This is a genomic window from Lysinibacillus sp. RC46, from assembly GCF_041262385.1.
Classification (GTDB): Bacteria; Bacillota; Bacilli; order Bacillales_A; family Planococcaceae; genus Lysinibacillus.
In genome coordinates this window covers 153,008-171,578 of sequence record NZ_JBGCCF010000003.1, presented here as the reverse complement: position 1 = coordinate 171,578, position 18,571 = coordinate 153,008, and the positions used below count along the sequence as shown (strand labels likewise).

The window sequence follows — 18,571 nt, the reverse complement described above, 5'->3', positions numbered from 1 at the left end:
TTTACTCCTTTCCTGCGACATAAGAAAAGATAATATGTTCACGCTCTTGTATGCTAGCATCATCGTATTGATCGAAGTTTAAAATACCTCCAATTTTTCCATCCTGAATGAAAATAAGCCGATTAGCACGACAGGCAGCTTTTATATCATGTGTAATCATTACTACAGACTGACCCTTTTTGTTTAAAGTCGTTAAAATATCTAAGACAGCTACACCTTGATCGTAATTTAAACTACCCGTTGGTTCATCTGCAAACAGTATCTCTGGGTCATTGACTAATGCTCTAGCAATAGCAGCTCTTTGTTGCTGTCCACCAGAGGTTTGCGAAGGTAAACGATTTCGTTGTTCTTCAAGTCCCATTTTATTTAATAGCATCTCCGCTTTTTTGATCACATCTTTTTTAGGATATTTTGCAATATATCCTGGGAGGGTGATGTTTTCTAGCAATGTCATATCCGGGACGAGATTACTACTTTGATAGACATATCCAATTTTTTTAGAGCGAAATGTAGCTAACTGCTGTTCGGTAAATGTATCTAGCCTTTCCCCATGAAAATAAACTTCACCAGTCGTAATGGAATCAAGACCACTTAAAAGATAAAGCAGTGTCGATTTACCTGAACCGGAGTTTCCCATAATGACTGTAAAATCTCCTTTATATATTTCAATATTAATATTTTTTATTGCATGAAATTGCTCACTTCCTGTGGAATATGTCTTACATAGATTTTGAGCTCGAATAAGTACCTCTTTATCCACGAGAATACCTCCTTCAAATGTATTTCTTTTAGTGTAAGGGTGAATTATTATAAGGTCCTTATTAAATTATTAATAAATTCTTACAACATATATGTAGATTTGAAAATCATATTTTATCCTGAATTAACAGCCCGTAAAAGCAGATTGGTGGAGATCTTATAAACAGTGGGTATAACATAGCGAAATTTTATATAAAGACAAAAATAAGCTTTGGATATAAGATGATGTCCAAAGCTCTTTCATAAATTATTTTGTTTTTACCTGCTCAATTTTTAATCCGAAAATTTGAGGCGGTTCAATCTTGTTCATTTGTAAATATGTAGAGATTTGTCCGCGATGATGGATTTCATGCTCGGGAATCGACATAAGTATTCTCCAAGCACTTACTTCATGACCATGAAGGGTTAAAACCTTTTTTGACACCAAACCGTTACCAATTTTCAATAGCCCCTCTGTTAATTTAGTTTGACATGATTCTAAATAATTTGAAATATCCTCAAGAGTAGCCCCCTTACAGATTTTCCGAACGAGAAAGCCCATGCAGGGTGTAGCCCGTCTTCAGACATGGGATGAAAGTGAGGTCAGACAAGAGGTAACTATTGCTACCTTAATTGTCTGAAAGGGTGTTATACTTCATCTATAGACTAGTAAAAGTCTATAAAACACGCTCGTCCATTGAAAATTGGATATTGTATAAGGTTCGATAGCCTAATTCATGCTATCGGTAAAACAATATGTGTCGTCACGAAAAAGACGCTAAAACATATCGGACGAAACCAACTATACGCTATGGTAACAGTAGTGTAGCCCTATCTGCTATATGCACTGGATAGGGAGGGTTAATGGGATACCCCAATCTTGAGAACTGTTCAAAACAGAAATGGACTGCGAACGCATAGTTACTCAGGAATCCCACTGACATTAGTCAGCTTGTCCCTTTAGGGGTGGGAGTCTCAATAGTATCATGTCCTGCGTACGTCCACGAGCCATGTTCAAATATTCCGAGGAACATCAAACGAGATGATGCAATATGAATAAATCACCTATAGAAAATTTATCTTCTGAGGGCTTCCAATCTAAAAGTTCGTCAGGTATTGCCTTCATATATTGCATCGTTCGTTTATGAACACCATCTAAATATTTTACATATTCCCCTATGTCATGAATCATGTCTTCACTCTCCCATTTTTTTCTGACTTTCATTACTTATATTCTTAATTTTTCGAAATTACCCTCTTAAAAAATTTAAATAATAGGAAGTGTTAATGTAAATGTTGTTCCTTCATTTTGCTTACTTTTAAATGAAATGGAACCATTGTGAGCTTCCATAATATGCTTGCATATAGATAATCCGAGTCCGGCTCCTTCATTTTTCACAGCAGTCTCACCTGTAGCTTGAATACCTCTGAAATAGCGTTCAAAAATAAAAGGCATATCTTGAGGCAATATCCCATTACCATTATCTATTACATTAATGTATAGTAATTGATTTTCAATATTGATAGAAACGGTTATGGAATCGCCTTTAGTAGTATGCTTTAGTGCATTCGTAATAAGGTTTGAAAGTACCTGCTCTAGTCGATGCTTATCTACTTGAATAAGTACATTAGGGATAGACTCTGGCTCGATAAAATGAATGCCGGTTGTTTGGACGTAATGACGAATTGGATGCAAAATATTCGTAAAGATATCTTTGCTGTATTGCTCTGTTAAGTTAACCGGGATATGCCCAAGTTCTTTCAAAGTGTGAATAAATAAATCATCAATTAACCTGGACATTTTTTCAGTATTTGTCTGCATAGTTTGAATATACGACATAAGCGAATCCATATCAGGACAAATTCCTTCAGAAATAGCGTCTAAATAAGCTTTTAATGTTGTTAGAGGTGTTCTTACTTCATGAGAAATACTAGATATAAGCTTTTTTTGGTTTTGTTCTTGTTCATCTCGTTGAATAGTAAGGTTTTTTATTTCCAGGCGCATTTGATCAAACACTGCATACAATTCACCGATTTCATCTGCCCGCGAATATACTGTTTTTTGTTCATAATTACCTTTAATAATTTCCTTGGTATTGTTTTTCAAATGATTTAAAGGAAGCAAGATCTCATTGTTAGACTTCCGTACAAAGTACAAGGTCAGTCCTATAATGCAAAAACATAATAAACCACATATGAATAAAAGTATAAAATTGCTAGGACTAGGCTGTTCTATGGGGAAGAGTATATCTCTATCAATAGTAAAAATAGCGTTCCCTAGTTGTTCATGCGTCTCACTAATTATAGGGAAGGCAATTTTTATGATCCCAGGTTGTTGTTGAGACGTAAATAAATCATAATGTAAATCTTCTTCTAAGTTAATAAACTGTGAAATATCGCCTTCGATTGAATTAAATAAAATTTTTCCATCTAATTGAACAACTGTAATATCTATTCCTTCGCTATTGCTCATTTCTTGGAGGGAATTGCGTAAATTTAAATTCTGTTCGAGACTTGTAAAATGATCTTCTATGTACAATAATTGTTCATTTACTTTTAAACGAATTTGATTGATCACATATTCATCTTGTGGTTCGTCACTGCGATTAAAATTTGTGAAAAATAATGTGAAGATACAAATAAACAACAGTAAAACACAGATTAGTGTCGACCATAACCATTTCTCCATCCAATTTTTTATGTACATCATGCTCTCCTACAAATGGTTTTGAGTACTAAATTTATAGCCAACGCCCCAAACGGTTTGAATATAAATAGGACAAGATGGATCGATTTCAACTTTTTCGCGTAGACGTCTGATGTAAACGGTTATCGTATTTTCATCGCCATATGTCTCATAGCCCCAAATAGCATCGAGTAACTGATTTTTAGAGAAAACCTGATTACGATTTTTCATTAGAAAAAATAGTAAATCAAATTCTTTAGCTGATAGGGGAACGTGCTTTTTATGACGTAAAAAAGTATATTCATTTTTATTGATTTCCATATGATCGATTTGAATCATATCTACCTGGCTTGCATTGTCCTGCAGCCATCTATCCTGTTTTCGTAAATGGGCATTTATTCTTGCCACAAGCTCACTTAAAGAAAATGGCTTTGTCATATAATCATCTGCACCGAATCCCAAGCCAAGAACTTTATCGGTGTCACTGTTACGAGCACTTAAAATTAGTATAGCAACATTACTATTTTCACGAATTTGGCGACATAATTCGATACCATCGCAATCCGGGAGAGAAAGGTCAAGAATAATGAAGTCAGGATAGGTTACCTTCATAAATTGGATTGCCTCATGACCAGTATTAACGATATGAGGATCGAAATGGTTGACGCTTAAGTAGTCCTTCATAATAGTTGCAATAGCACTTTCATCTTCTATAATTAGCACCTTGGCTTTTTTAACCATAAGAATTCTCCTTCGTTAGAAATTTACTTCCTTTTTCGATTTGATAGGAGGAAGAACAACAAGATGACGAAGCTTGCATAGATGAATATCCAGGCAAATTGCCAATAAAAACTGTTCGGTATTGACTTTATAGAATCTTCTGAACTCATTATTTCCAGTGAAAAACGGACAGGTGGAAGCAGCCAAATTAGTCCCTTGATCTGCAAAATTGTCTCTTTTAAAGTAGCGATAACGACAGATACAATTAAAATGGCAAGTACACCCCACCAAGTATTTTGCTTGTTTTTAACGAGTTCTCTCGTGAAAATAGCTGAAAGTGCAATAGCTAGTACAGCTAAACTAAAATGAGAGAGAAATCCTAGTAATTGATGTATAAATCTTGGTTTTTCTCCAAAGGCGCCAATTAGAGTAGGGTAGATCACGGATACACAGCTTAAGAATAAACCAATGAGTATACAAATTATAAAAATTCCTAAATTATATCGCGTGCGACTTTTGGCATGAAGTGTTGTTATTACTTTTTGTCCTTCGTCTTCTGCGTGAAATAGTGTCACTGTAAACCATCCCATTAGAAAAAAGAGAATAATAGCTGTAAACGAATAGCTATTTAATATAGGATTTGGGATAAAGGTATAGTTGACAACAAGACATAAAATGAAAATTGAAAAGGGTGGGACATATTTATAGGTCCTCAAATAATTAATAAAATGATAGCGCAATAAACTAGTCATGTTAGCATCTTTTCCTCCTTAAAAATGGGTGTAAAATTGTTCCTCCTTCTGATTAATTGGGATTAATTGTTTAATACAGGCTTTTTTCTGTAGGAGATCAAGTAATACTTGATCAGTATCTTCTGTTTTAATAACGGTAATGACCTCATGACAGCCATTATTTAATAGACTTCGATGTTGAATTTCAAGAAAAGGAAATAGGTCGTCCAATAATTTATCATTTGATATTTCAAAAGTTAATTTGTTTTTCTTTATATCATTTTTATTGAATGAATCAGCTTGAATGACCTTATTATTTTGAATAACAAGAACTGTATCAACAAGATGTTGCAGTAATTTTGTTTCGTGACATGTTAAAACGATACTTAATCCTTTGTCCTTTAAAATGGAGAGAGTTTCTTCTAAGTCACTTTGGGCCTTAGGATCGAGTCCTGATAGCGGTTCATCTAAGATAAGTAGATCTGTGTCTTCAAGCATTGCCTGCATAATCATAACCTTTTGCTTCATACCCTTAGAAAAATTAACAATCCGAATGTTCCGAGCTTCCTGTAAATGAAATAATTCAAGTAACTCATTTATTTTTTGCTGTAGTTGCTTTTTGGCCATGCCTTGAATACTGCCCATATAATAAAGATATTCTTCAGGCGTAAACAAAATATGTGAAGGGGTCACTTCTGGCACATAGCCAATTTTTAAAGATTGTCGATGTTTCACGATAGAACCGCTGTCAGCATCGACTAATTCCGCAATAATTTTTAGAAGGGTACTCTTACCAGACCCATTCTTTCCTACTAGGGCTATAATTTGATTGGCACAAATAGAAAATGTAGCATTCTCTATAATTCTCTTACCTCTATACTGTTTAGAAATGTTCTGTATTTCCATAATCGTATTCATCTTTACACACCTTTATTTTTAGGCTTTTTATTGTAAGTCATTTAAGTTTCTATAAATTACGCTGCAAATCATTTAACTATTAACTGTAAATTTAGTATAGATGAATACTAGTTCCTTTGCTAATAGAAAATTGGTGTGATTTTCTAATTGAAAAAGTTCTGCCCAGTTTTTGAGCAGAACCCTTTTGATTATAATGATCGATATTTTTTTAGACTTATAATATTTAATGTAATAAATACAAGAGCGAAGCAAGCAAGAACCGCTAAGTCGGCTAGAATTTCGCTAAAGGAATAGCCCTTATACATAACCCCGTTTAACGCGTCTGCGGCATAGTATAGTGGCATAATACGCCCAATATTTTGCAGCCACTCCGCCATATTATCAAGTGGGAAAATACCTGAAAAGAAAATTTGCGGTACAATGACTAGCGGAATAAATTGCATCATTTGAAACTCTGATGCAGCAAAACTTGATAACAGAGCTCCTAATGATAATGAAACAAGTGCAACGACAATATTGATTAGTAGCACAAGCCAGATGGAGCCAACGTGTACGATATCAGGGACATAAATCCCGAATAGAACAATAATAGTCGTTTGAATAAATGCAAACAATCCATAACCAATTATATAGCCAGCAACAATTTCAGAACGTTTAATCGGTGTCGCTAGTAAGCGTTCCAATGTCCCTGAAGTTCGTTCTTTTAATAACGCTATACCTGTAATTAAAAAGACAAAGAAGAAAACAAAGAAGCCTGTAAGCATTGGGCTAAAAATATCAAAAGTAGCGGTATTTTCATCGCCATATACATACTCACTCGTCAACTTCATCATTGCAGATTGTTCTGGTTGCAAAACTTGAGATAGCTTCATCTTTAAAGCCTTAGCTGTAGACGGATCATCATTTAATAATGTGAGCTTCAATTGCGATTGATGAAAAGCTAACCAGCCATCATATTTTTCATCTTTTAAACTGGTAATAGAAAAATCATTTTTTTCGATAACATGAAAATTTGCTTCTTCAAGCTTTTCAATGATTGATGCTGGACCATTCGATACGACTAGTGTCATTTCAGGTTCGTTACTATTAAAAACAAAATACATTAACGAAAGCACAAGAAGAGGTGCAAAAAATAATAAGGCGAGTGTACGTTTATCGCGGATCATTTGCTGCATAATTCTTGTAACAATTGCGCCGATTCTCATAGTGCTTCACCTCCAGCCTTTAAAAACACTTCATCAAAGTCCTTTGCCTGATAATGAGCTTTCAAATCATGTGGTGTTCCATGCGCGATAATATGACCATTACGTAGCATTGCTAACTGGTCACAGCGCTCTGCTTCATCCATTGCATGTGTTGTTACTAAAATTGTTTTATGCTCATCGTTTTTTAAACGAATTAACTCCTGCCAAATTTCTTTTTTCAATACGGGATCAATACCAACCGTTGGCTCATCTAAAATCAACAACTTTGGATTTTGGATAAGGGCAATTGCAAGGGATAATCTTCGTTTCATTCCGCCAGAATAATTTAACACCTTACTATTTAAATCTTCCGTTAAATGAACAAGGTTGGCAGCATAATTGACACGCTCCACACGTTCTTTTTTTGATAAACGATAAAGCTTTGCAAAAAAATGAAGGTTCTCTTCACCGGTTAAATCCAAATATAGTGCATCAGATTGTGCCATATAGCCGATATCCGTCAGTAATTGCTTGTGAGGAACTGTATGATTTAACACTTGAATATTGCCATTATCGGGCTTAATCATTCCCATAATCATTTTAATTAACGTCGTTTTCCCACAGCCTGAAGGACCAAGTAAGCCAATAAGCTGACCCTTAGGAATTTCTAAGGAAAGCGGGGCAATTACTTGTTTTTGTTGAAATTTTTTTTCAATGGAGTTTAATGAAATTGCATTGTTTCCCATATATCCATCTCTCCTTTACTGAACACAGTGTTGATACTGAAATTTTAAGGCAGTGTATTGGAAATTACAATAAACAGATAACTAAAAAGTGTTAAGTGATTTTGGATTTTAACATTTTCGGGCTAGATGAAATCAGACTGCTTTAGTCGTTGAAAATAGTAGCCATTAATCATCTTATTCAATGGAGAATTTTCCGATTTTATAATCATTTAAGATATATATTCTTAATGCTACGGTACTACTCTAGACATTTTTAAAAATATTTTTAAATAACAATTTTACTAAATGAGATTAATGGAAATAAATAAAGAAGAATGCCGATAAATAAGGTAATACTGTAATTACAAATATTTGACCTTGTTGTGATCATATAACAACATCGCTAAGGGCTGATCGGAATAAAGTGATAATACAATGGGGGATCTAAATGTCTATTCACGATTTTATGAATTTTGAAACGAAACGGGCTATAAAAAATGCATTACTTATACAAATAGGGGAAGTAGGTTTTGAACGAGTAACAGTAAAAAACCTTGCTATTACCGCAAACATTAATCGAGGAACTTTTTATTTACACTATAAGGATAAATATGAAGTGATGGAGGATTTGCAGCAGGAATTATTAAATGAACTAGAGAGCTATGTAAAAACCGTTCAACCACTAGATGCCTTTCATACGATAAAATTAGGTCAACTTTATCAGCCATTTATAGCAGTGTTTAAATATATTAAAGAGCATGCAACAGCCTTTCGATTAATTTTAGGGGAGCAGGGGAGCCCTGCTTTTAGTAAGAGGATGAAGAAAGTTTTTAGTAATCATATATTGGACAGAATTTCTGTTATGCGGGAAGAAGGGCTTGATCCAGAATTCCAACGATATTTTGAAGCTTTTTTAACTTCCGCGATTTTAGGTGTTATTCAAGAGTGGTTAGACAGTGGAAATGAAGATTTAAACGTGGAGGAGTTAGCGATGATTCATTTTCGTTTATTGCGATTCCTTGGCGATTTGGCCACTTTGCAGCAATGAAAGTTTTAGTAAGGAGATGCTCTCAATATCTCCTTACTAAAAAGTATCTTTTAATTAGAAAGAAATTTTATTCATTTTATTTGAGAAAATTCTCTCAAAATCTGTTAAATTATTGACAAATATTGTATTTAACAATAAAATGGCTTTATATTGACTGACTAACCAATCAAAAAAGGAGCGGTATTAATGCCAAGAAACGAAGAACAAAACCAGGAGCTTAGAGATGCACGGAAAGAACAAATATTACAAGCTGCATTAATAGTCTTTGCCAGAAGAGGAATGGTGGCAACAAAAATCAGTGATATTGCTAAAGAAGCTGGTTTAAGCCATGGACTTGTCTACCATTATTTTGATTCAAAAGATGAAATTTTTTCGATGCTTGTAAAAAAAGCTGCTAATAGTTCTATTGAAACTATTCAGAAAGCAATTGAGCAAATGGGTACACCGCTTGAGAAATTAAAGTGGATGACAGAGCAAATATTAAATAACTTAATAGATACAGAACATACTTTTTTATTTTTGATTATGATACAGGCAAGTACTTCTGACGCTATCCCAAATGAAGTAAAAGAGTTTCTTACAAGGGATAATGCACTATCACCTGTTGAGGCTATATTGCCTATGATTGTAGCAGGTCAGGAAGAGGGGGAAATCATTTCAGCAAATCCTGTAACTTTAGCTGTTACTTATTTTGCTTTTATACAAGGTTTAGCAATTAACAAAATTCAATGGCCAGAATGCCCGATACCTGATGCAAATATGCTTATGAAAATTTTTACAAAAGAATAAAACCAAAGAAGGGTTGGCTTCAAATAATATGAGTAGTAAAAAAAGTATATATCTTCTACTATCACCATTTGTGATCATTGGATTAGGCTTTATAACTGCATCAATCTTTAGTCAGTACATACAAGGGTGGGCTTGGATTCCTTTGGCGATAGTTTACTGGAGTACAATTGGAATCTGTATTTTTTATTTTAAAGGAGATAAGCCGATTAAAAATTGGCTAGGAAAATCTGAAGTTTCTAAAATTTGGATTACGATATCTTTACTATTAGGAATGTTTCCGTTAACTATATTTTTCATGAACTATAAGTTATTTAATTCTACTTTTCTTATTGTGCTATGGTTATTATTTGCTGTTATAAATCCTTGGTTTGAAGAGCTGTACTGGCGTGGGATATTACTGGATGGTCTGGCAAACTGGTTTCCTAAATGGTTAAGTATATTGTATACAACTTTATTTTTTGTACTTAGTCATCCATTAATGTGGGGAGTATTTTCTATTGCTAGTAAATCCTATCATTTATATATTTATTTAAGTTTAGCCGGTGTTGTTTGGGCAATTACATATTTTAAAACAAAGAGCTTGAGATGGGTAATATTTTCACATTTTATTGTAGATATCGGTAACTTAACTGTTTTAACCTTTTTAAATATTTATTTACCACCTACAATGTAGAAATTATATTTATTTAACTTCAGCCTATAAATAATTTGGCTTGGCTTAGAAAAAAAACAAGTCAAGCCAATTCTACGTTCTACATTTTACAAGTACAAATCACGTTTAACAAAAACACGAATAGCGAGCATATAGCATAGCATCCCAATTAAAAATAATGCCCCTAGCATCCAAATAGACGAACTATCTTGAGTCATTAATTTTTTAGGTGTAAACAATGAGTAAATCGTGAAGTACTTAAGCTTTTCTAAAGAACCACCCATATTACTAAGCGCTTGAATTAAATAAAAAAGAATAGGAATTCCTGTACTATATGCATAAGAGGTTCTTAAATCCTTGCTACTACAGGATACAAAAAAGCAGTAGCCACTAATGGCAAAGTGTAAGAAAAAAAGACCGATATTTAATGTCAAAAAAGCACTTATATCCAATTCATTTGGAAATAGAATCTCTGAAAATATAACTGCTGCCAAAGTTGTTATGGAGAGCAATATAAAGATGCTAGCAACTAAAAAAAATGCTTGAGTGAAAACAATTTTAAAACGTGTATTCGGTGTCGCGATTAAGTATGCCATTGAACCATTATCGATATAGCCCATAATTAGTTTATTTGCCGACATAATGATGAAAACTAACGGTAGAATAAGCAATAAAAATCCATACAAATAGGTTGATAGAAACTCAATTAACGTATTACCTATGTTACTCATACCAAATGCCGACATTAATTCAGGCATTGTTTCGGTAAGCTTATTAAGAGTATTGCTCATCTCAGGGTTATACATATAGACGATACTAATGATATAGAGCATTAATACAGCGAGAATAATACTAAAAAGTTTAATAGTAGCTAGCATCTCATGTTTTAGCAAAGTAAAGTTCATAATTCTTTACCTCCACTTTCGTAGTAATGCATGAATATATCTTCAAGTGATTGTGAAATGATATCGAGGTCATTAATTTTATAGTCTGCTAATGTATGAAGTAATGTTTGGACATTACCTTGAACTTTTATAATAGCTTGTGTTGGCCCGATTTGTTCAATTTTAAGTTGCTCTCCTAAGAAACGAGAGAGCTCTTGCTCGTTCTGAAATTCAATTAAAAACTTTTTAGATTTTTGTTTTTTTAAGTCAGCAATTGTTTCAGTTGCAACAATTTTCCCAGCATTAAGGATCGCTACACGGTCACAAGTTTTTTCAATTTCTTCAATCATATGAGAGGACATGAATATTGTTGTTCCTTTTTCTTTTTCAGCTAAAATAAAATCGATAAACTTTGTTTGTATAAGAGGATCTAATCCACTTGTCGGTTCATCTAGAATGACTATCTCAGGGTTATGCATAAATGTGCAAATGAGGCCAAGTTTTTGCTTCATACCTTTTGACATTTTCTTAATAAGCCCAGTGGCATTTAATTCAAAATATTGCATGAGTTCATTAGCTCTTGTTAAATCATGTAATCCTCGCATTTGGGCAATAAATTTGATAAATTGTTGTCCAGTCATTTTATCGATAAACGCAATTTCACCAGGTAAATAGCCTACAAACTTTTGAATTTCAGCCGAAGATTGTCGACAATCCAATCCTTTTATGAAACACTGTCCTCCCGTGGGTTGTAAGAAGCCCATTAAATGCCGTATTGTAGTAGATTTACCGGCACCATTTGGACCTAAAAATCCGAACACTTCACCTTCTTCAATCTGTAAGTCCACATTCTGTACACTATAAAAATCGCCAAACTTTTTAGTTAAATTATTGACCTCGATCATTGCCATACAATTCACCTCTTGGACTGTTCTTTATAATGATTATAAGACTATTTTTCAAAAAATAAATGACTATAAAAAAGAACATGAATGGCTTTTTTTAAAAGACACCTTCATGTTCTCCGCTTAGTGATTACAATTTCACATGTAATATCAATTTGAAGATATTTATTCTCCATAATAATTATTCAGTGCTACTTCTAAACGTTCTTCTAAGTGCTCCGAAATATAACTCAACACAAATTGCTCCTTTTCCATCTCAATTTGAGAGGAACGAAAAGTTTTTCTGAAAAAGCCTGCCTTATTTTTCGCTGAAAATTGCTGTAATGCTTCTGTCCGTAATGTCGACACAATTTCATTTTCAATATGACGCTCACGAATTTTTTGAACAATATCCTTTACGCTACGCTCTTGCAGTTCTGAAATTTGTTTTTGTAGATTTTCATTTTCTTGTTTAAGTTCAGCTGTGTCTTTCTGAATCTCTTCTACTTGAAGCTCTGATTCCGAGGATACTAATTGAATGTTTTGTGCGAGAAAGTCTTGATTGATCGTTACTTGTATGGATCCATGTTCTTCGTTTGGAAGAATATTAAAAAGTCCTGTTTGTATCATTTGCTGCAGAACATTTCCAAGAATATCAACTTTATTCGCTAAATCATCAGTGCCCATAGTTGTCGCAGTTATTTGATGTTTGAAGAGTTGACCGTTGTCATCAATTCCTAGTAGATGTTTTAAGCCTCTGACGCGGTGTTCATCTTTTAGCAGTAAAATCATACGAAGTCTTAAGATGGCAGGAAGGTTCAAACGAATATTGGTGTTTGGGCTATTCGAAGCATTATCAAAAATATACTGTTCAAATGGTTTAATGTAATAGCGAAGCATCGCATCCGTAATTTCAAACCAACCTGCGACTTCTGATGTAGAATAATAATTTGTTTCTTCAATATGCGCTAAATAGTCGTCGTTATAAAGTATTTCTTCTAAAGGTGTATTTTGTATTACGACAAACAATGGGTCATGTTGCACAATTCCGAGTACCGTTTCTTTTGCATCATTTAGTTTAAGCATCCTTTTACACCCCACTTTATTTTTCCGTATAACTCTATATAGGTTTCTATTCAACTGGAAGCAATTGTATGACTATTTTGTGTAGGAAATAATCATTAGAACTAATGACCTGAACACCTTCTCTGAATTTTAAGGGGAATTTAAGTCGTATAAAGTGGGAGAGGGGGTACTCATTTAACGTGTACCCCAATTTGTACCCCAATCCTGCTTCAAAAGAACGTTCTAAAATGCAATTAGGAAATTATTTGCAAATAGGCTTAATAGGTTTTGTTGACCAAATTTCATATTTTTCTAATAAATTCGATGACTACCTGAAAGAGAAAGTGATTTATATTAGGTATAGTAAATCTACATTCACTTATGTATAGTTATGAAGGAGGGATTTAAACAATGAAAAAATTACTTATATTACCACTGACATTGCTACTAGGTTTTTTGTTAGTAGCGTGTAGCCAAGATAAAGAAAGTGATAGTGGTAAGAAAACCGATAATGTTGATAAAACAACAGAAGAAACATCTAAAGACGAGTCGTTAAAAGTTGATAAAGGACTTTTAAATGTTGAGGTTACTATACCAGCTTCTTTTTATGAAGGTCAGGACATTGATCAAGCGATTACTGAAGCAAAAAAAGAAGGAATTAAGGAAGCCATCAAAAACGACGACGGCTCTGTGACATACAAAATGTCTAAATCAGTTCATAAAAAAATGATGGAAGAGCTAGAAAAAAGTGTTTTAGAAACAGTAGACGAGATTAAAACTAGTGATGATTTTCCTTCTATTAAAGACGTAACTTATAACAAGTCTTTTACGGAGTTTACGCTTACTGTAAATAAAGAAGAGTTTGAAAGCAGTTTTGATGCTATGTCATCAATGGGACTTGCTATAGTGGGTATGTATTATCAACTTTTTGGCGGAACGGATCCTGAGAAGTTTAAAGTTACAGTAATTTTTAAAGATGAATCAAATGGAGAGGTAATTAACAAAGTTGTTTATCCAGATGATTTGAATGATAGTAAATAAGTTGGAGAACACCTAATTTGGGTGTTCTTTTTTATTGTATTTTTGAGCATTTCCCAAATAGACAGGTATATAACACTTTGTAGAGAAATTAATAGATTATGCTGAAAAAAAACTATCTAAAAAGATAGTTTTTTAAAAAAATCACCCAATACATCAATGCATTTTAATTTGAGCTTTCAAATCCAGATCACTCATTTTAAAATATACAGAGAACCTATTTGATAAAGATTTTTTTAACTCTTCACCACGATCCTCGTCCAATGGTTTAGCATAAACCATAACCACGCCAATATTTTTGTTTCCATCACCCAAGGGATTAATTACTAAATCTTCTTTAAAAATTATAGCATTACTCATAGCTGCAAAATTTAAAACAGTATTTTGTAACATTCTCTTTTCTCTTTGATTCAATCCTATAGTATCAATTATTTCAATTGTGACATATTGCATATTTATCACCTCCAAATTAAATTTTACTATAAAAATAGAATAATATACCTCATTTTAATTTGTTTACCATATTTGTTTTTGTGTAGATTATCACTAGAAGTTGTGAATGACATTTGTTAAAACGTATTCTATTTGAAGTGTAGACTAGGCGACTCCTTTAGGATTAGCGTCAAAGTTGAGACACTGCTGCGAAGCGGCTCATCGGATGCCCCCAGGAAAGCATTAGTATCATTGGTGCTTCATTTATTAATCCTGTAGTCTCTGAAAATAAAGAGGACAAGGAAACAAAGTCTTAATCATAGTTATCCGATTATAAATACAGCTAAATAATGTAAACTCTTAAGAAAAATTTAAGAAATCTCCCCGCAATTCTTTAAGAAATGCACTTTATAGTAAAAGCATCTAATAATTACTAATGATCGGGGAGAAAATTTATGCAATTTATCACGTTCCTTACTGAATTTATAAAACATCCAAAAACTATAGGTGCGATTTCACCTAGTTCAAAAAAACTAGCCAAAAAAATGGTCGAAACAATTTGTTTTGAAAATGCCCAATGTATTGTTGAACTAGGTCCGGGTACAGGTTCGTTTACGAAAGAATTAATAAAAAGAAAAGAGCAGTCAACAAAGTTAATTCTTATTGAAAATAATGAGATTTTTTATGAAAAGCTACGTGAACAATTTGCACATGAGCCGAGTATAATCGTAATATATGGATCAGCTGAGGATTTATGCAAATATATGTCAGCATTAAAAATCGAAAAAATTGATTATGTCGTATCTGGATTACCTTTTACGTCTTTGGATTCTGTCGTTTCCTCACGTATTTTACGAAATGTAAAGGAATGCTTAGAAGACGGAAAATTTATTACATTCCAATATTCACTTGTTAGGAAATCCTTTATCCAAAACTATTTTGAGGATATTACACATGAAAAAGTATGGATTAACCTTCCACCTGCCTATGTGCTGAGCTGTAAACTTGGAAATGTGAGGGCTATTTAATGGGATTACAGGATCTTGTATCATATATCGAGCAATATGGTTATTTTGCTTTATTTTTTAGCTTATGGTTAGGAATCGTGGGTATGCCCCTTCCTGATGAAATGATCGTTATGAGCGGCGGCTTTATGTCTTCATTAGATAAAATGAGTGTGTTAAAAGCTTTTATAATAACTTATCTTGGTGCAGTTTCAGGACTTTCCTTAGGATTTATCCTTGGTAAAGTGTTTGGCCATAAAATACTTGATAAATTGGTGAAAAAGAACAAGGCTAAATATTTATTAAAGTCAAAAGAATTAATAGATAGATATGGTCATTTTGCTTTAGTTATAAGCTACTTCATACCAATCGTGAGACATATACTTCCATACTTAGTAGGTATGAACAACATGTCGTTTAAAAAATACGCTTTGTATTACTACACAGCAGGTTTTGTTTGGACATCGATTTACTTTACACTTGGTTTGTTCTTTGGAAAACACATTGAAACCATTTCAATATTAGCAACAAAATACGGTATATATTTTGGTGTTTTCGTCGGTATTGTAGGGTGTTTTTATTATTTTTATAGACGAAAATTAAAGACGGTATTGTAGGATGTTTTTATTATTTTTATATACGAAAAATAAAAAAATAGTTAAAATTAGGAACTGTAAATATTAATAGGAAATATATTGCATGCAATAGGTTGATTAGAGTGAAGACTGGATATCCACTGGAAAGCGCTCAGTCGGAACGTTAATCAACCGCACGCTAAGATAATGGTTCTGAATAAAATAATTGAATATACTTTGAAATTGGTGGGATTAGATGAGTAAAGAAACAATACTAATAGTTGATGATGAAAAAGAGATTAGAAATCTTATTGCCATTTATTTAAAAAATGAAGGCTATGAAGTTCTAGAAGCAAGTGATGGAGAAGAGGGTTTGAGTCTTTTAAAAAAGCATAAAGTACATTTAATTGTTCTAGATATTATGATGCCGAACGTGGATGGCATTGAAATGTGTATGAAGGTAAGGGAAATAGCTGAGATGCCAATTATTATGCTGTCAGCAAAGTCTCAGGATATGGATAAAATCGTTGGATTAACATTAGGGGCAGATGATTATGTAACAAAGCCATTTAATCCATTAGAGCTAATTGCGCGCATAAAATCTCAGCTTCGTAGATATATCAAAATGAATCGTTCAGATATGATGGACGAGAATGAGATAGAGATTGGTGATATGCGAATCAGTACCGACACACATGAAGTAATCGTCAACAATGAAAAGGTAAAGCTTACGCCAAGGGAGTTTTCAATTCTTGAGTTGCTTGCAAGAAATCAAGGCATTGTGATGAGTGCTGAGCAAATTTATGAAAAGGTTTGGAAGGAAGAGGCTCTACAGTCTGAAAATACGGTAATGGTACATATACGAAAAATTCGAGAAAGAATTGAGACAAATCCTAGAAATCCTCAATATATTAAAACAGTATGGGGAGTAGGTTATAAAATTGAGAAAGATCATTAAGCCATTTAAATACATACTAAACAAGCTTAAATTGCTCATTATAAATACCATTACAAAAGTACGGAAAAGTATCAGAATACAACTTTTGACAACTTTTATTCTTTGTACATTTTTAGGTTTACTTGGAGCAAAAGCCGCTCTTTCATTTGCTTTGAACATCAACCAAACAGCTAAGATTGATTATAGTCAAGGGATGCAGGAAATAAATGATCAAGCGAAGAGAGCCGCAGATCTAGCCAGCAATGATAATAGTTTAGAAGCAATACAGCAAATGATTGAATCAGAAAATTTAAAACTTGAAATGAAACAAAGTGCATTAAAAGTAATCGTTACCGATGAGAACGGAAAGGTTTTATACAAAACAAAGCAAGTGGAAGAGGAACAAATCAATTTGCATAATAAGATTAGGAATGTAATGGATTTTGCGGTAAACCATCCACTCTATAATTATGAGATACCGACAATCAAGCAATCGCGGGAAGAATTTATTGCCTTTTATCCATTAACTTTAGAAGAAAAAAACTTATATTTCTTTGTAAGTGGTATTCCTGAGGGGATGGTTATCGCGAGTTCGAATGAGGGTCTTATCCCATTGTTTAGTGCAATTATTGTATTTACCTTTTCATTCTTCTATATAACGAAACGAAAAATGAATCAAATTGAGGTGTTGGCGGAGGGAGTCATGGAAATCGCTAAAGGAAATTTAGCCTATCGCATTAAGAAAAAAGGCCAGGATGAGATTGCTGTATTAACAGACAATGTAAATCATATGGCTGAAGCAATTATGACAAGTATTGAAATGGAACGAAAAATTGAAAAACAAAAAAATGAATTAATCACCAATGTATCACACGACTTACGGACTCCTCTTACCTCAATTATGGGCTATTTACGGTTGTTAAGAGATGAGAGATACGACACGAAAGAGCAATCTGATGAGTATCTAAAGATTGCTTTCTCCAAATCCGAACAGTTAAAAAACTTAATTGATGATCTATTTGAATATACGAAGCTTACGAATGAAAGCATTATCCTTGGACAACAAGAGGTATGTATCAATGAACTTCTTGATCAGCTAATTGAGGAGTTGATTCCGCAAGCTGAGGAAAACCATCGTTCATTCAATAAAGATTTCTCGGACGAGCGAGTCTTTGTTACAGTAGATTCTGAAAAAATTGTCAGGGTTTTTGATAATTTATTAATGAATGCAATTAAATATAGTACCGGTGATGGCGAGATTTTTGTTTCTCTTGAAAGAAAAGAAAGTAATGTTCAAATCTGTGTCGCAAATGAAAGTGATGAATTTACTTCTGAAGAGCTAATGAGCTTATTTGATCGTTTTTATAAAAAAGATCAATCTAGAACAAGTGTAGCGGAAGGTTCAGGACTTGGACTTGCTATTGCTAAAAGCATAGTAGAATTACATGGTGGCAAAATTGACGCGAAGTATAGGGAAGGTATGGTGCAGTTTATCATCGAACTGCCAGTTACAGTTTAACTTCTTTCAGCGGATTCCGGACGCAATTATGCCAAGGCATAA

Annotated in this window: 21 protein-coding genes; 8 read left to right on the top strand and 13 right to left on the bottom strand. The window is 33.4% G+C overall.

Features of this window, described 5'->3' with window-relative positions:
* Position 1: 1 nt before the first annotated feature.
* The 9 genes from ABH966_RS04530 to ABH966_RS04490 all read right to left on the bottom strand — a co-directional run bounded on the left by ABH966_RS04530 (position 2) and on the right by ABH966_RS04490 (position 7,723).
* On the bottom strand, positions 2-760 hold the full coding sequence (locus ABH966_RS04530) for an ABC transporter ATP-binding protein (RefSeq protein WP_370076149.1): 759 nt from the start codon (positions 758-760) through the stop codon (positions 2-4).
* 246 nt (positions 761-1,006) lie between these two features.
* Positions 1,007-1,300, bottom strand: coding sequence for a DinB family protein (locus ABH966_RS04525; protein WP_370076147.1), 294 nt, complete (start codon positions 1,298-1,300; stop codon positions 1,007-1,009).
* A gap of 471 nt (positions 1,301-1,771) precedes the next feature.
* Positions 1,772-1,930, bottom strand: coding sequence for a hypothetical protein (locus ABH966_RS04520; RefSeq protein ID WP_370076145.1), 159 nt, complete (start codon positions 1,928-1,930; stop codon positions 1,772-1,774).
* 75 nt (positions 1,931-2,005) lie between these two features.
* Positions 2,006-3,445, bottom strand: a complete 1,440-nt coding sequence (locus ABH966_RS04515; RefSeq protein WP_370076143.1) for a sensor histidine kinase — start codon at positions 3,443-3,445, stop codon at positions 2,006-2,008.
* A gap of 9 nt (positions 3,446-3,454) precedes the next feature.
* Positions 3,455-4,165, bottom strand: a complete 711-nt coding sequence (locus ABH966_RS04510) for a response regulator transcription factor (protein WP_370076141.1) — start codon at positions 4,163-4,165, stop codon at positions 3,455-3,457.
* Between the two features lie 23 nt (positions 4,166-4,188).
* Positions 4,189-4,896: an ABC transporter permease gene (locus ABH966_RS04505; protein WP_370076139.1), complete on the bottom strand. Its 708-nt coding sequence runs from the start codon at positions 4,894-4,896 to the stop codon at positions 4,189-4,191.
* Between the two features lie 18 nt (positions 4,897-4,914).
* On the bottom strand, positions 4,915-5,781 hold the full coding sequence (locus ABH966_RS04500) for an ABC transporter ATP-binding protein (protein WP_483308136.1): 867 nt from the start codon (positions 5,779-5,781) through the stop codon (positions 4,915-4,917).
* A 200-nt stretch (positions 5,782-5,981) separates the two neighbouring features.
* The gene (locus ABH966_RS04495; protein ID WP_370076135.1) at positions 5,982-6,998 is read right to left on the bottom strand and encodes an ABC transporter permease; all 1,017 of its coding nucleotides are present in this window, start codon (positions 6,996-6,998) and stop codon (positions 5,982-5,984) included.
* Complete coding sequence (locus tag ABH966_RS04490; protein WP_370076133.1) at positions 6,995-7,723, bottom strand: ABC transporter ATP-binding protein; 729 nt, start codon at positions 7,721-7,723, stop codon at positions 6,995-6,997. The genes ABH966_RS04495 and ABH966_RS04490 overlap by 4 nt, the downstream gene beginning before the upstream one ends.
* Positions 7,724-8,150: 427 nt before the next feature.
* On the opposite strand from ABH966_RS04490, the gene ABH966_RS04485 reads away from it, so the two are divergent.
* From ABH966_RS04485 to ABH966_RS04475, 3 genes are all read left to right on the top strand, one after another.
* Complete coding sequence (locus ABH966_RS04485) at positions 8,151-8,750, top strand: TetR/AcrR family transcriptional regulator (protein ID WP_370076131.1); 600 nt, start codon at positions 8,151-8,153, stop codon at positions 8,748-8,750.
* 186 nt (positions 8,751-8,936) lie between these two features.
* Positions 8,937-9,539: a TetR/AcrR family transcriptional regulator gene (locus tag ABH966_RS04480; protein WP_370076129.1), complete on the top strand. Its 603-nt coding sequence runs from the start codon at positions 8,937-8,939 to the stop codon at positions 9,537-9,539.
* Between the two features lie 28 nt (positions 9,540-9,567).
* Positions 9,568-10,212: a CPBP family intramembrane glutamic endopeptidase gene (locus ABH966_RS04475; RefSeq protein WP_370076127.1), complete on the top strand. Its 645-nt coding sequence runs from the start codon at positions 9,568-9,570 to the stop codon at positions 10,210-10,212.
* Between the two features lie 86 nt (positions 10,213-10,298).
* Here the strand turns inward: ABH966_RS04475 and ABH966_RS04470 are convergent, their stop codons facing one another.
* The 3 genes from ABH966_RS04470 to ABH966_RS04460 form a co-directional block, all read right to left on the bottom strand.
* Positions 10,299-11,096 carry an ABC transporter permease subunit gene (locus ABH966_RS04470; protein ID WP_370076125.1) on the bottom strand — a complete coding sequence of 266 codons (798 nt, stop codon included), beginning with the start codon at positions 11,094-11,096 and terminating at the stop codon, positions 10,299-10,301.
* Entirely contained in the window at positions 11,093-11,980 is an 888-nt protein-coding gene (locus tag ABH966_RS04465) for an ABC transporter ATP-binding protein (protein WP_370076265.1), read from the bottom strand. Before ABH966_RS04465 ends, ABH966_RS04470 begins: the two co-directional genes overlap by 4 nt.
* 165 nt (positions 11,981-12,145) lie before the next feature.
* Entirely contained in the window at positions 12,146-13,045 is a 900-nt protein-coding gene (locus tag ABH966_RS04460; RefSeq protein ID WP_370076123.1) for a hypothetical protein, read from the bottom strand.
* 390 nt (positions 13,046-13,435) lie between these two features.
* Between ABH966_RS04460 and ABH966_RS04455 the strand changes: the two genes are divergently transcribed.
* Positions 13,436-14,065, top strand: coding sequence for a hypothetical protein (locus ABH966_RS04455; RefSeq protein WP_370076121.1), 630 nt, complete (start codon positions 13,436-13,438; stop codon positions 14,063-14,065).
* 153 nt (positions 14,066-14,218) lie between these two features.
* Here ABH966_RS04455 and ABH966_RS04450 read toward each other — a convergent pair whose 3' ends face one another.
* Positions 14,219-14,515, bottom strand: a complete 297-nt coding sequence (locus ABH966_RS04450) for a hypothetical protein (RefSeq protein WP_370076119.1) — start codon at positions 14,513-14,515, stop codon at positions 14,219-14,221.
* 434 nt (positions 14,516-14,949) lie between these two features.
* On the opposite strand from ABH966_RS04450, the gene ABH966_RS04445 reads away from it, so the two are divergent.
* From ABH966_RS04445 to ABH966_RS04430, 4 genes are all read left to right on the top strand, one after another.
* Entirely contained in the window at positions 14,950-15,522 is a 573-nt protein-coding gene (locus ABH966_RS04445; RefSeq protein ID WP_370076117.1) for a class I SAM-dependent methyltransferase, read from the top strand.
* Complete coding sequence (locus tag ABH966_RS04440) at positions 15,522-16,115, top strand: DedA family protein (protein ID WP_370076115.1); 594 nt, start codon at positions 15,522-15,524, stop codon at positions 16,113-16,115. Before ABH966_RS04445 ends, ABH966_RS04440 begins: the two co-directional genes overlap by 1 nt.
* 214 nt (positions 16,116-16,329) lie before the next feature.
* On the top strand, positions 16,330-17,031 hold the full coding sequence (locus ABH966_RS04435) for a response regulator transcription factor (RefSeq protein WP_370076113.1): 702 nt from the start codon (positions 16,330-16,332) through the stop codon (positions 17,029-17,031).
* Positions 17,015-18,529, top strand: coding sequence for a sensor histidine kinase (locus ABH966_RS04430; RefSeq protein ID WP_370076111.1), 1,515 nt, complete (start codon positions 17,015-17,017; stop codon positions 18,527-18,529). Before ABH966_RS04435 ends, ABH966_RS04430 begins: the two co-directional genes overlap by 17 nt.
* Positions 18,530-18,571: the final 42 nt, after the last annotated feature.